The sequence below is a fragment of the Lysobacter terrestris genome (genome assembly GCF_014489475.1).
In the GTDB taxonomy this organism is placed as follows: Bacteria; Pseudomonadota; Gammaproteobacteria; order Xanthomonadales; family Xanthomonadaceae; genus Agrilutibacter; species Agrilutibacter terrestris.
Genome location: NZ_CP060820.1, coordinates 2,287,874 through 2,299,689, shown reverse-complemented (window position 1 = coordinate 2,299,689; position 11,816 = coordinate 2,287,874). Strand labels below are relative to the sequence as shown.

Annotated in this window: 12 protein-coding genes; 4 read left to right on the top strand and 8 right to left on the bottom strand. The window is 66.8% G+C overall.

Features of this window, described 5'->3' with window-relative positions; genetic code table 11:
* The first annotated feature begins 72 nt into the window (after window positions 1-72).
* On the top strand, window positions 73-1,266 hold the full coding sequence (gene kbl, locus H8B22_RS10645) for a glycine C-acetyltransferase (RefSeq protein ID WP_187711400.1): 1,194 nt from the start codon (window positions 73-75) through the stop codon (window positions 1,264-1,266).
* 99 nt (window positions 1,267-1,365) lie between these two features.
* Here the strand turns inward: kbl and H8B22_RS10640 are convergent, their stop codons facing one another.
* The 5 genes from H8B22_RS10640 to H8B22_RS10620 form a co-directional block, all read right to left on the bottom strand.
* Window positions 1,366-1,758, bottom strand: a complete 393-nt coding sequence (locus H8B22_RS10640) for a hypothetical protein (protein ID WP_187711399.1) — start codon at window positions 1,756-1,758, stop codon at window positions 1,366-1,368.
* Between the two features lie 162 nt (window positions 1,759-1,920).
* Complete coding sequence (locus H8B22_RS10635; protein ID WP_187711398.1) at window positions 1,921-2,667, bottom strand: pseudouridine synthase; 747 nt, start codon at window positions 2,665-2,667, stop codon at window positions 1,921-1,923.
* Window positions 2,668-2,681: 14 nt separating this feature from the next.
* Window positions 2,682-3,185 (bottom strand): hypothetical protein, encoded by a 504-nt coding sequence (locus tag H8B22_RS10630; protein ID WP_187711397.1) that lies wholly within the window; start codon window positions 3,183-3,185, stop codon window positions 2,682-2,684.
* A 166-nt stretch (window positions 3,186-3,351) separates the two neighbouring features.
* Window positions 3,352-4,434 (bottom strand): OmpA family protein, encoded by a 1,083-nt coding sequence (locus tag H8B22_RS10625; protein WP_187711396.1) that lies wholly within the window; start codon window positions 4,432-4,434, stop codon window positions 3,352-3,354.
* A gap of 260 nt (window positions 4,435-4,694) precedes the next feature.
* Window positions 4,695-5,774 (bottom strand): OmpA family protein, encoded by a 1,080-nt coding sequence (locus H8B22_RS10620; RefSeq protein ID WP_187711395.1) that lies wholly within the window; start codon window positions 5,772-5,774, stop codon window positions 4,695-4,697.
* Window positions 5,775-6,032: 258 nt separating this feature from the next.
* On the opposite strand from H8B22_RS10620, the gene H8B22_RS10615 reads away from it, so the two are divergent.
* The 3 genes from H8B22_RS10615 (at window position 6,033) to H8B22_RS10605 (ending at window position 8,316) form a co-directional block, all read left to right on the top strand.
* The gene (locus H8B22_RS10615) at window positions 6,033-6,824 is read left to right on the top strand and encodes a DODA-type extradiol aromatic ring-opening family dioxygenase (protein ID WP_407060850.1); all 792 of its coding nucleotides are present in this window, start codon (window positions 6,033-6,035) and stop codon (window positions 6,822-6,824) included.
* Window positions 6,825-7,141: 317 nt separating this feature from the next.
* Window positions 7,142-7,600, top strand: coding sequence for a cell wall hydrolase (locus H8B22_RS10610; RefSeq protein WP_187711393.1), 459 nt, complete (start codon window positions 7,142-7,144; stop codon window positions 7,598-7,600).
* A gap of 104 nt (window positions 7,601-7,704) precedes the next feature.
* A complete protein-coding gene (locus H8B22_RS10605; protein ID WP_187711392.1) occupies window positions 7,705-8,316 on the top strand; it encodes a glutathione S-transferase N-terminal domain-containing protein in 612 nt (203 codons plus the stop codon).
* 78 nt (window positions 8,317-8,394) lie between these two features.
* Here H8B22_RS10605 and prpC read toward each other — a convergent pair whose 3' ends face one another.
* The 3 genes from prpC to H8B22_RS10590 all read right to left on the bottom strand — a co-directional run bounded on the left by prpC (window position 8,395) and on the right by H8B22_RS10590 (window position 11,770).
* The gene (prpC, locus tag H8B22_RS10600) at window positions 8,395-9,546 is read right to left on the bottom strand and encodes a bifunctional 2-methylcitrate synthase/citrate synthase (protein WP_187711391.1); all 1,152 of its coding nucleotides are present in this window, start codon (window positions 9,544-9,546) and stop codon (window positions 8,395-8,397) included.
* A gap of 241 nt (window positions 9,547-9,787) precedes the next feature.
* Complete coding sequence (prpB, locus tag H8B22_RS10595; RefSeq protein ID WP_187711390.1) at window positions 9,788-10,669, bottom strand: methylisocitrate lyase; 882 nt, start codon at window positions 10,667-10,669, stop codon at window positions 9,788-9,790.
* Window positions 10,670-10,786: 117 nt separating this feature from the next.
* On the bottom strand, window positions 10,787-11,770 hold the full coding sequence (locus H8B22_RS10590) for a malate dehydrogenase (RefSeq protein WP_187711389.1): 984 nt from the start codon (window positions 11,768-11,770) through the stop codon (window positions 10,787-10,789).
* Between the last annotated feature and the right edge of the window lie 46 nt (window positions 11,771-11,816).

Here is an 11,816-nt window from a genome sequence, read left to right as displayed (position 1 = left end):
GGACCTGCTTTCCACTTTCACCGACGAACGGCAGGTTCCCCACTGCGTTCGGAATGACATCAAGGGCAAACCATGTCGCTCACCCAACGCTACGCCGAAACCCTCGACGAAATCCGCGCCGCCGGCCTGTTCAAGTCCGAGCGCATCATCACTTCGCCGCAGTCGGCCGAGATCACCCTCGCCGATGGCCGCACGGTGCTGAACTTCTGCGCCAACAACTACCTCGGTCTCGCCGACCATCCCGACGTGATCGCGGCCGCGAAGGATGCGCTCGACACGCACGGCTTCGGCATGGCCTCGGTGCGCTTCATCTGCGGCACGCAGGACCTGCACAAGCAGCTCGAGAAGACCATCGCCGGTTTCTTCGGCACCGAAGACACCATCCTGTACGCGGCGTGCTTCGACGCCAACGGCGGCCTGTTCGAGCCGCTGCTGGATGAGAAGGACGCGATCATCTCCGACGCGCTCAACCACGCCTCGATCATCGACGGCGTGCGCCTGTGCAAGGCAAAGCGTTACCGCTACGCCAACTGCGACATGGCCGACCTGGAGAAGCAGCTGCAGCAGGCCAAGGCCGACGGCGCGCGCACGATCATGATCACGTCCGACGGCGTGTTCTCGATGGACGGCTTCATCGCCCCGCTCGACGAGATCACCGCGCTCGCGAGGAAGTACGGCGCGCTGGTGCACATCGACGAATGCCACGCCACCGGCTTCCTCGGCAAGACCGGTCGCGGCTCCGCCGAAGTGAAGGGCGTGATGGACAAGATCGACATCTTCACCGGCACGCTGGGCAAGGCCATGGGCGGTGCGCTGGGCGGTTTCACCACTGCGAAGCGCGAAGTGATCGAACTGCTGCGCCAGCGCTCGCGTCCGTACCTGTTCTCCAACTCGCTGCCGCCGCACGTGGTGGCCGCCGGCATCAAGGCCTTCGAGATGCTCGCCGCTGCCGGTGACCTGCGCGAGCAGCTGGCCGCGAACACCGCCTACTTCCGCGAACAGATGACCGCGACCGGTTTCGACGTGAAGCCGGGCGTGCACCCGATCTCGCCGGTGATGCTGTACGACGCGCCGCTGGCGCAGAAGTTCGCCGCGCGGCTGCTGGAGGAAGGCATCTACGCGATCGGCTTCTTCTTCCCGGTCGTGCCGCAGGGCCAAGCGCGCATCCGCACGCAGATTTCCGCGTCGCATACGCGCGAGCACCTGGACCGCGCAATCGCGGCATTCACCAAGATCGGCCGCGAGCTCGGCGTGATCAAGGGCTGAGCCCAGACCGCGGCGCGTCCGTCGCGACCGCCGCGCGCAAAAAGAAAAACGCCCCGCCCGGCTCCCACTGCCGGCGCGAGGCGTTCGCTTGGAGAAAGGTTACTTGGTGCCTTTCTTCGGCTCTTCTGCCTGCGACTTGGCCGGTGCGCCGGTGGCGACGCGATAACCGTTCTTCTTCATCCAGGCATCGAAGTCGTCGGCAGTCATCTTCTTGCCGTCCTGGGTCATGTTGAAGCGCTTGCTGTCGGGGGCCAGTGCGGCCGGAGCAGCGGCGGGCTTGGGGGCCGCCTTGGTCGGCTTCTTCTTGGTATTGGCCGCTTCGAGCGTGCCGTCCATGCGGATGACCGCATCATTCTTGCCATGGCTGGCGTCGAGCGCCGCGGCCATCAGCACGCTGTCGGCGCTGTGGCGCGCGTCGAGGGCGGGGGCTTCCTTGGCCAGGAGGGCTCCGCTGAAAAGCAGGCACGGCAGTGCCACCAGGATCTTGCGCATGTGGTTCCCCTAATTCCCGTCCATCGGGCGTGGCGCATAAGAAACCACGGAAACGCGGAAAAAAGGGTGCGAATTCGCACATTTCGCGAAGGCGGCGGTGGCACCCTTGGGCCGCTGCCGTCGTTGCGTGGCCGGGCGCACATTTGCCTGCCCGCCCCTATTTCAGGGCAATGCCAGGCTCGCCACTTCGGCCGCGCTGAGCGCGCGCCACTGCCCTTTGGGCAGCTCGCCGAGCACGATCCCGCCGATCGCCACGCGCACCAGCCGCAGCACGCCGATGTCGAAGGCGGCCAGCAGGCGGCGGATCTGCCGGTTGCGGCCTTCGTCGAGCACGATCTCGACCCAGGCATTGCGCGTGCCGGTGCGCAGCAGGCGTGCCGCCTTGGCGCGCAGGTGTTCGCCCTCGTGCGTGGCGCCCTGCTCGATCGCCGCCAAGAGCGCGGCATCAGGAATGACATCGATCTGCACGTGGTAGGTCTTGTCGGGGCCCGATTCGGGATCGGTGATGCGCGCCGCCCAGGCCGGATCATTGCAGAACAGCAGCAGGCCTTCGCTGGCCTGGTCGAGACGACCGACCGGTGCGAGCCAGGGCAAGGGGCGGCCGTCGAGCAGCCCGCCTTCGAAGCAGCGATAGACCGTGTCGCGGCCGCGCTCGTCGCTCGCCGTGGTCACCAGCCCGCGCGGCTTGTTGAGCATCAGGTAGACGCGCCTGGCTTCTTCGAGGTCACCGCCGTCGACCGCGATCCGTTGCTGCCCGTCGCCGGCGATCGGAAACTCGGGGTCGCGCACCACGCGTCCGTCCACGCTGACCCGACCCGCGACGATCCAGCGCACCGCTTCGGTACGCGAACACACCCCACGCTTGGACAGCACACGGGCCAGGCCGTGGCGCGGCGCACGCACTTTCATCCCGCGCGGCTTGGTTACTTCTTCTTCGGCGGCTTCGGCGCTTCAACCGGCGGCGCGGTCGCCGCAGCCGGCGCGCCCTTGGCGACGCGCACGCCACGCGCCTTCATCCAGGCATCGAATTCTTCGGCGGTCATGCGCTTGCCGTTCTGGCTCATGTCGAAACGCCAGGGCGTGTTGTCGAACTGCGTCTTCGGTTGGTAGGCGGCCGATCCGGGCGTGGCAGGCAATGCCGGTGCCGTCGCCGCGGGGGCCTTGGCGACCGCCAGGCAGCTCGCCAGGCGCTGCCGCAGCAGGACGTTGTCGACGGCCAGGGTTTCATCGAACGCCTGGGCCAGCACGCCGGTAGGCGCGCCCAACTGATGCGCGGGCGCGGCGAATTCGGGGGTCAAGGGTGCCACCAGCGTGGGTTGGACCGGCAACCCGGAGCCCATGGACGCCGACGCACACTGATTGGAGGACTGCGCAGCCGCGGCACCCGCGATGCCCAGCAGGATCAAGCCAGTGATGATGCGTTGCATGCCGGTCTCCGCGAACTTCGATCGCGGGGAGTGTAGCGCGTAAGCGCGCGGCGCAATGTGCGCGTCCGGTGCGCGCAGCGCGCGACGACAGCGATGAATTGCGATGCTGGAAAGACGAAGCCCGGCACGAGGCCGGGCTTCGGGTGTTGCGGAACTGACGTCGAACTTAGTTCTGGACGTTCAGCTCGGTGCGGCGGTTCTTCTCGCTCTTGCAGCCCGGCGAGGTCTGGCCCAGGTCTTCCAGCGGACGGCTTTCGCCGTAGCCGTTCGGACCGGCCAGGCGTGCACCGTCGATGCCGTTGCTGGTCAGGTAGTCGTACACGGCGCGCGCGCGGCGCTCCGACAGGGCCTGGTTGTACGCGTCCTTACCGCACTGGTCGGTATGACCGGCCACTTCGGCCTTCAGCTCCGGATAGCGCTTGAAGATCTCGACGGCCTCGCCAAGGATCTGCACCGCGTCCGGACGCAGGGTCGACTTGTCGAAGTCGAAGTTCACGCCCTTCAGGTCGATCGACACCGGCACCGGGCAACCGTCCGGACCGATCGTCTGGCCGGCCTGCGAACCCGGGCACTTGTCGTCGCAGTTGTTCACGCCGTCGCCGTCGTCATCGCCGTCGGTGCAGCTCGGGGCGACCGGCGGCGGAGCCACGACCGGAGCCGCAGCGGCGGCACCCAGCGGAACGATCACGCCGATCGAAGCCAGCACGTCGCCGAACGTGTCTTCGTCGGGTGCGTTGATGCTCTGGTCGTCGAAGTCGGCACGGTAGGCGAGTTCGGCACGGACGCCGTAGTTGCCCATGTCGCCCTGCACGCCTGCGCCGAACTTCGCGGCGAGGTTGCCGTCTTCACGACGACCCGGGGAGTCCACGCTCGGGAACGCGTCGTACTCTTCTTCGCTGCGCTGGAAGCCGAGGCCCATCAGCACGTACGGGTTCCAGTTGCGGCCTTCAGCGATGAAGTGGCGACGCAGGTCCAGCGAGACGCCGTACTGGCTCCAGTTGAGGTTCTGGTTGGCGTCGTTGTGCGGGTTCTGGTAGTTCAGCTCGCCATCCAGCGACCAGTTGTCGCTGATGAACTTGCCGACGCCCAGGCCCACGAACGGGGCGTTACGCGTGCCGCGATCGTTGTCCTGGAGGTTGAAGCCGGTGGAACCCGTCAGGTACCAACGGTCGTCGAAATCCTGCGCGTTGGCCGTCTGCGCAAAGGCCAGGCCAGCGAGCAGCGCCGTGCTCAACAAGCGGATCTTCATATTTCTGACTCCTTAGAAATGTCGGGAAATCTCACAACTCACAGCACTGAAACTGTGACCGGGATCGGTCCAGCAAGCGTGATCCCCATTCACGTTCTCTGGCCCCGGGATCATACACCCACCGGCAGGATTGTTAACATCGCTTAACGTAGTACGAAAACTTCACGCTGTAACCGGCCATTCAGCTTTTTGAAGACTACTCCGAAAAGTGAAGCCCGGCACAGGGCCGGGCTTCGGGTGCTGCGGAGCTGGCGTCGAGCTCAGTTCTGGACGTTCAGCTCGGTGCGGCGGTTCTTCTCGCTCTTGCAGCCCGGCGAGGTCTGGCCCAGGTCTTCCAGCGGACGGCTTTCGCCGTAGCCGTTCGGACCGGCCAGGCGTGCACCGTCGATGCCGTTGCTGGTCAGGTAGTCGTACACGGCGCGTGCGCGGCGCTCCGACAGGGCCTGGTTGTACGCGTCCTTACCGCACTGGTCGGTGTGACCGGCCACTTCGGCCTTCAGCTCCGGATAGCGCTTGAAGATCTCGACGGCCTCGCCAAGGATCTGCACCGCGTCCGGACGCAGGGTCGACTTGTCGAAGTCGAAGTTCACGCCCTTCAGGTCGATCGACACCGGCACCGGGCAACCGTCCGGACCGATCGTCTGGCCGGCCTGCGAACCCGGGCACTTGTCGTCGCAGTTGTTCACGCCGTCGCCGTCGTCGTCGCCGTCGGTGCAGCTCGGGGCGACCGGCGCCGGGGGCGGAGCCGCGGCCGGTGCCGCGCCCAACGGAATGATCACGCCGACCGAAGCCAGCACGTCGCCGAACCAGTCTTCGTCGGGAGCGCTCACGCTCTGGTCGTCGAAATCGGCACGGTAAGCGAGCTCGGCGCGGATGCCGTAGCTGCCCATATCGCCCTGCACGCCCGCGCCGACCTTCGCGGCGAGGTTGCCGTCCTCGCGCTCGCCCGGCGAATCCACGCTCGGGAACGCGTCGAACTCTTCTTCAGTGCGCTGGTAACCCAACCCCATCAGCACGTACGGGTTCCAGTTGCGGCCTTCGGCGATGAAGTGGCGACGCAGGTCCAGCGAGATGCCGTACTGGCCCCAGTTGAGGTCCTGGTTGGCGTCGTTCTTCGGATTCTGGTAGTTCAGCTCGCCATCCAGCGACCAGTTGTCGCTGATGAACTTGCCGATGCCCAGACCCGCGAACGGGGCGTTGCGCGTACCGCGATCGTTGTCCTGCATGTTGAAGCCGGCGGAACCCGTCAGGTACCAGCGATCATCGAAATCCTGTGCCTGTGCCACCTGCGCGATGCTCAGACCAGACACCAATGCGGCACAAAGGAGTTTCTTGTTCATCTTTTCTTCTCCTCGAGAAAGTGGAGTCACTACGGCGAATTCGACGGCTTGCTGAACGGCAACGCCACCACGGCGCAGGCTAGGGTCGGCGCGGTGAAGGCCATGTTAAAAAAGCGGCAAATCGCCAATCGCAATACGGATGCCAAGGGTCCGCGATGCAGCGTGCGGCACCACCCACGCGTAGCTGCCGCGCGGTCGGAAAGCACCATCCCGGTTCGCAACTTGCGTAGCGTCGACCCGCGGGATCACGCTGACGCCATGAACACGCCGACGCGACTGCCCACGCTCTTCCTCTCCCATGGCTCACCACTGCTGGCGATCGCGGATTCGCCCGCCGGGCGTTTCCTCGACGGGCTGGGCGCGGCCCTGCCCCGCCCGCGCGCGATCGTGGTCGCATCGGCGCACTTCCTGGCCGACCGGCCGATGGCGGGCGGCCACGCGCAGCCGCATACCGTCCACGACTTCGGCGGGTTTCCGGCCCCGCTCTACGAAATCGCCTATCCGGCCGCCGGGTCGCCCGAACTGGCCGAAGACCTCGCTGCGCGCCTCGCCCAGGCGGGCCTGCCGGGCAAGGTCCGGCCCGGGCACGGCCTCGACCACGGCGTGTGGGTGCCGCTGCGGCGGATGTACCCCGGAGCCGACATTCCCGTCGTGCCGCTCTCGGTCAACCCGCTGGCCGATGCCACCTGGCACCTGGGCGTGGGCCGGGCCCTGGCCGGGCTGCGCGACGAGGGTGTCCTGGTGATCGGTTCGGGTGGCTTCGTGCACAACCTGGGCGACCTGGACTGGCAGCATCCGGACGCACCGCTCGCGCCGTGGGCGGGGGAGTTCTCCGCCTGGATGCACGGGAAACTGGCCGCGCGTGACTGGCCGGCGCTGCTCGCCTGGCACGAACGGGCGCCGAATGCCCGCCACGCCCATCCGACCACGGAGCACCTGATGCCACTGTTCGTGGCCATGGGTGCCGCCGGCGAAGACCCGGCCGTCGAGGTGCTGCACCGGTCGCACGAACTGGGAACGCTCGCGCTGGACGCCTTCGCGTTCCGCTGAAGCTGCAGCGCCTGCCGGGGCGAACCGCCTACCACCCTTCCGGGCCTCCCGGCAATCCGTGACCGGGGTCACCGATTCAGCCGGGGTTCGGAAACCCGCCGCTACCTTGCGCCAACTTTTCAGCCGCCCCCGGCGGCACCGTCGCAGCGCCCACGCCCTTCGCGTGGTCCCGATGCCCGGGCAAAGCACGCCAGAGAGCGCGCCGCCCTCCCTAGAACGCCATACCGGATTTCGCTCCCAGGCACCGCCTCCCACCGCATTCAGCGCAGGGAGACGACGCCGAAGTGCGGCCCGGCCAACGGAGCAAGGAGTACGTCATGAAACTCGCCTGGATCCTGTGGTTGGCCTCCGTGCTGCCGCCGCAATCCGCCGATTCCCTGTGCCTCAGCACCACCGTGTACCTGGAAGCCCGCGACCAGTCGGTCCGGGGCCAGCAGGCGGTCGCCGAGGTCGCCCTGCGCCGCCGCGACAGCGGCCTGTGGGGCAGCACCGTGTGCGACGTGGTGACCGCGAACAAGCAGTTCGCGCCGACCCTGGTCTCGCCGTCGACCCGCCTCGGCAACACCGAAGCCTGGGCCCGTGCCGTCACGGTTGCGCTGGAAGCCGAGAACAACTGGGCCCTGCCGGCCGGCGAGCGCAAGGAAATCGTTCCCGGCGCCAGCCATTTCGCTGCGCTCGCCGTCGCCAGCCCGTCCTGGCGCAACGCCTACCAGGTCGCGACGATCGGCGACCACACCTTCTATAAGGTGCAGTCGCTCAAGCCGCGCAAGTCCTGACCGGACCGCGCTTACGGCATCGCGACGCATCGTTGCGCCGCGCGGGTTGAGCAGGCACGGCCGGCACGCGATAGTGCCGGTCTTTCCTTAGGCCGGAGGCCCGCATGAAGCTCTACTCCTCGCCCGGCGCGTGCTCCACCGCGGACCATATCGTCCTGGAATGGGCCGGCGGCCCGTTCGAAGTCGAAGTGGTGACGCGCGAGCAGCGCCAGTCCCCCGAGTACCTGGCGATCAACCCGGCCGGCGCGGTGCCGGCGCTGCGCGACGGCGATTTCCTGCTGACCCAGAACGCGGCGATCCTCGGCTACATCGCCGACACCTGGCCGAATGCCCACCTCGCCGGCGACGGCAGCGCGCGCCAGCGCGCCGAGGCCAATCGCTGGCTCGCCTTCGTCAATTCCGATCTGCATCCCGCGTTCAAGCCGATCTTCGGCCCCGGCCGCTACATCGCCGATGCGTCCCAGTACGACGCGGTGAAGGAGCAGTGCCGCAAGCTGGTACGCGCGCAGTTCGAACGCGCCAACCAGCAACTCGAGGGCAAGCAGTGGCTGGCCGGCTTCCGCAGCTACGCCGATCCGTACCTGTACATCACCCTGCGCTGGGCGGCGGCCACCGGCATCGACCTCGGTGGCCTCGACAACCTCGCCGCCTTCAAGCAGCGCATGGACGCGGATCCGGGCGTGCAGGCCGCACTGAAGGCCGAGGGCCTGACCTGAGCGGCACGCCCCGGTCGGCTGAAACCGGAAACAAAAAAGGCCGCGCGGATGCACGGCCTTTTTCATGCACGGCGAAGTTCAGCGCTTGTCGATCGCCACGTACTCGCGGTCTTCCGGACCGGTGTAGTTCGCGCTCGGGCGGATGATCTTGCCGTCCTCGCGTTGCTCGATCACGTGCGCGCTCCATCCGGTGGTGCGCGCGATCACGAACAGCGGGGTGAACATCGGCGTCGGGATGCCCATCATGTGGTAGGCCGATGCCGAGTACCAGTCGAGGTTCGGGAACATCTTCTTGGTGTCCATCATCAGGTTCTCGATGCGCTCGGACACGTCGAACAGCGTCTGGGTGCCGCCGTCCTTGCACAGCTTGCGCGAGAGTTCCTTGATGATCGGGTTGCGGGGATCGCCGATGGTGTACACCGGATGGCCGAAGCCGATGATGATTTCCTTGCGCTCCATGCGCGCACGGATATCGGCTTCCGCTTCGTCGGCGCTGTTGTAGCGGCTGATGATGTCCATCGCGACTTCATTGGCGCCGCCGTGCTTCGGGCCGCGCAGCGCACCGATCGCACCGGTGATGCACGAATGCAGGTCCGAGCCGGTACCGGCGATCACGCGTGCGGTGAAAGTCGACGCGTTGAATTCGTGCTCGGCGTACAGGACCAGCGACTTGTCGAGCGATTCGGCATGCAGCGCCGACGGCTCTTCGCCGTGCAGCAGGTGCAGGAAGTGCGCGGCCACGCTGTCGTCGTCGGTCTCGACATCGATGCGGCGGCCGTTGCGGGTGAAGTGCCACCAGTACAGCAGCATCGAACCGAAGCTGGCGATCAGCTTGTCGGCGATATCGCGGGCTTCCGACGCCGGATGGCCCTCGCGCTCGGGCAGCACGGTGCCCAGCACCGAGCAGCCGGTCCGCAGCACGTCCATCGGATGGGCGTTGGCCGGAACGAGCTCGAGCGCTTCCTGGACGATCACCGGCAAGCCGCGCAGGCGCTTCAGCTTGGCCTTGTAGGCGTTCAGCTGCGACTGCGTCGGCAGCACGCCATGGACCAGCAGGTGCGCGACTTCCTCGAAGCTCGACTTCGTCGCCAGGTCGTGGATGTCGTAACCGCGGTAATGCAGGTCGTTGCCGCTGCGACCGACGGTGCACAGCGCGGTATTGCCGGCAGCCGTGCCGCTCAGGGCGACGGATTTCTTGGCCTTGGGAAGGACCTGGGCGGACTCTGTCATGGACTTCTCTCCTGGGTAGGTCGCGGCCGGTTTCGTGCTGTCCGGTCGCGCCGTGGTGGAACGTTGTACAAAGCGAATGGAATGACGCCTTCAGTGCGACTGGCATGTCGCAAACGACCGTGGCGGGCCACTATCGCGCTCGCTGCGGTCGTCGGGCGGAAGGAACGCGCCGGCGGGGAAGGTTACGGGGGGCACGCACGGCGTGAACCAGTTTTCCGCCCCGTCGGCCGACCCGCGCGCGTCACTTCTCGCGCGCGAACAACGCGTCGAGCTTGTCTTCGTAGGCGTGGTAGCCGAGGAAGTCGTACAGCTCCGCGCGCGTCTGCAGCGTGTCGATGAGGCTCTTCTGCGTGCCTTCGCGACGCACCGTCTCGTAGAAGTTCAGCGCCGCCTTGTTCATCGCGCGGTAGGCGCCGCAGCAGTACAGCGCGATGTCGACATTGGCATCGCGCAGCTCGTCGGTGGTGAAGAACGGCGTGCTGCCGAACTCGGTGAGGTTGGCCAGGATCGGCACCTTCACTGCCGCCTTGAACTTGCGATAGTCGTCGAGCGAATTCATCGCTTCCGGGAAGATCATGTCGGCGCCGGCCTCGACATAGGCCACGGCACGCTCGATCGCCGCATCGATGCCTTCGACCGCGGCCGCGTCGGTGCGCGCCATGATCACGAAGCTGTCGTCGGTACGCGCGTCGACGGCCGCCTTCACGCGATCGACCATCTCGTCCTTCGGCACCACTTCCTTGCCCGGACGGTGGCCACAACGCTTCTGCCCGACCTGGTCCTCCATGTGCACGGCGGCGACGCCGACGTTGATGAAGGAACGGATGGTGCGACCGATGTTGAACGCCCCACCCCAACCGGTGTCGATGTCCACCAGCAACGGCATCTGCGTCGCGTCGACAATGCGACGCGCGTCGGTGAGCACGTCTTCCATCGTGCTGATGCCCAGATCGGGCATGCCGAGCGAATTCGCGGCCACGCCGCCGCCGGACAGGTACAGCGCCTTGTAGCCCGTGCGCTTGGCCATCAGGCCGGCGTAGGCGGTGATGGCGCCCATCACCTGCAGCGGGGCTTCTTCTTTGACGGCAGCGCGGAAGCGCGCGCCTGCGGAAACTTGCGACATGTCTTGACCTCGTAGGGCAGGCGCAGGCCCGCCATCAAAACGTCTCGTCGACCAACTACGATCCTGACCGGCGAGCCAAAGCGACGAAGGCGACCGGAGTCGCCTTCGTCTTGTTGCTTACAGCAGGTGCGCCACGCCGCTGCGCTCTTCTTCGAGCTCGGCGAGGGTCTTGTCCATCGCCGCGCGGCTGAACTCGTCGACCGGCAGGCCTTCGACGCGGGTGTATTCGCCGTTGGCGCAGGTCACCGGCACGCCGTACATCACGCCTTCCGGAATGCCGTAGCTGCCGTCGGACGGCACGCCCATGGTCACCCACTCACCGTTGGTGCCCAGCGCCCAGTCGCGCATGTGGTCGATCGCGGCATTGGCAGCCGAAGCAGCCGACGACAGGCCGCGCGCTTCGATGATCGCGGCGCCGCGCTTGCCCACCACCGGGATGAAGGTATTGGCGTTCCAGTCGGCGTCGTTGATCTTGTCCTTCAGCGAAGCGCCGCCGACGGTGGCGAAGCGGTAGTCCGGATACATGGTCGGGCTGTGGTTGCCCCACACCACCATCTTCTTGATGTCGGCGACGGCGACGTTGGCCTTGTTGGCCAGCTGCGACAGCGCGCGGTTGTGATCCAGGCGCAGCATCGCGGTGAAGTTCGCAGCCTTCAGCGACGGTGCCGACTTCATCGCGATGTAGGCATTGGTGTTGGCCGGATTGCCGACCACGAGCACCTTGACGTTGCGCGAGGCGACGTCGTTCAGCGCCTTGCCCTGCACGGTGAAGATCTCGGCGTTCTTCAGCAGCAGGTCCTTGCGCTCCATGCCCGGGCCGCGCGGCATCGCGCCGACCAGCAGGGCGTAGTCGGCGTCCTTGAACGCGACCTTCGGATCATCGGTGCCGACCATGCCGGCGAGCAGCGGGAACGCGCAGTCTTCCAGCTCCATCATCACGCCCTTGAGCGCGGCCTGGGCCTTCTCCATCGGCAGTTCCAGCATCTGCAGGATGACGGGCTGGTCCTTGCCGAGCATTTCGCCGGAAGCGATGCGGAACAGCAGGGCATAGCCGATCTGGCCGGCAGCACCGGTGACGGCAACGCGGACGGGGGTCTTCATGGGGCAACTCCTGGATGAAAAAGCGGGGCGTCAGGCGCCCCGCGGC